A 1,177-nucleotide genomic window follows, 5' to 3' on the forward strand; every position below is an offset into this window, starting at 1 on the left:
GGACAAGCCCTCGGCTTATTAGTACCGGTCAGCTCCACCCATTACTGGGCTTCCACATCCGGCCTATCAACCCAGTCGTCTACTGGGAGCCTTAACCCCTCAAAGGGGGTGGGAGTCCTCATCTCGAAGCAGGCTTCCCGCTTAGATGCTTTCAGCGGTTATCCCTCCCGAACGTAGCCAACCAGCCATGCCCTTGGCAGGACAACTGGCACACCAGAGGTTCGTCCGTCCCGGTCCTCTCGTACTAGGGACAGCCCTTCTCAAGACTCCTACGCGCACAGCGGATAGGGACCGAACTGTCTCACGACGTTCTAAACCCAGCTCGCGTACCGCTTTAATGGGCGAACAGCCCAACCCTTGGGACCGACTCCAGCCCCAGGATGCGACGAGCCGACATCGAGGTGCCAAACCATCCCGTCGATATGGACTCTTGGGGAAGATCAGCCTGTTATCCCCGGGGTACCTTTTATCCGTTGAGCGACGGCGCTTCCACAAGCCACCGCCGGATCACTAGTCCCTACTTTCGTACCTGCTCGACCCGTCAGTCTCACAGTCAAGCTCCCTTGTGCACTTACACTCAACACCTGATTGCCAACCAGGCTGAGGGAACCTTTGGGCGCCTCCGTTACTCTTTAGGAGGCAACCGCCCCAGTTAAACTACCCACCAGACACTGTCCCTGATCCGGATCACGGACCGAGGTTAGACATCCAGCACGACCAGAGTGGTATTTCAACGACGACTCCACAATGGCTGGCGCCACCGCTTCACAGTCTCCCACCTATCCTACACAAGCCGAACCGAACACCAATATCAAGCTATAGTAAAGGTCCCGGGGTCTTTCCGTCCTGCTGCGCGAAACGAGCATCTTTACTCGTAGTGCAATTTCACCGGGCCTATGGTTGAGACAGTCGAGAAGTCGTTACGCCATTCGTGCAGGTCGGAACTTACCCGACAAGGAATTTCGCTACCTTAGGATGGTTATAGTTACCACCGCCGTTTACTGGCGCTTAAGTTCTCAGCTTCGCCCCACCGAAATGGAGCTAACCGGTCCCCTTAACGTTCCAGCACCGGGCAGGCGTCAGTCCGTATACATCGCCTTACGGCTTCGCACGGACCTGTGTTTTTAGTAAACAGTCGCTTCTCGCTGGTCTCTGCGGCCACCACCAGCTCAGGGAG

1 rRNA gene is annotated in these 1,177 nt (G+C 56.6%); it reads right to left on the bottom strand.

Features of this window, described 5'->3' with window-relative positions:
• A 23S ribosomal RNA gene (locus B085_RS0137045) occupies window positions 1-1,177 on the bottom strand; the annotation flags it as partial.

Origin of the sequence: Streptomyces sp. BoleA5, assembly GCF_000373665.1 — a bacterium.
Lineage (GTDB): Bacteria > Actinomycetota > Actinomycetes > Streptomycetales > Streptomycetaceae > Actinacidiphila.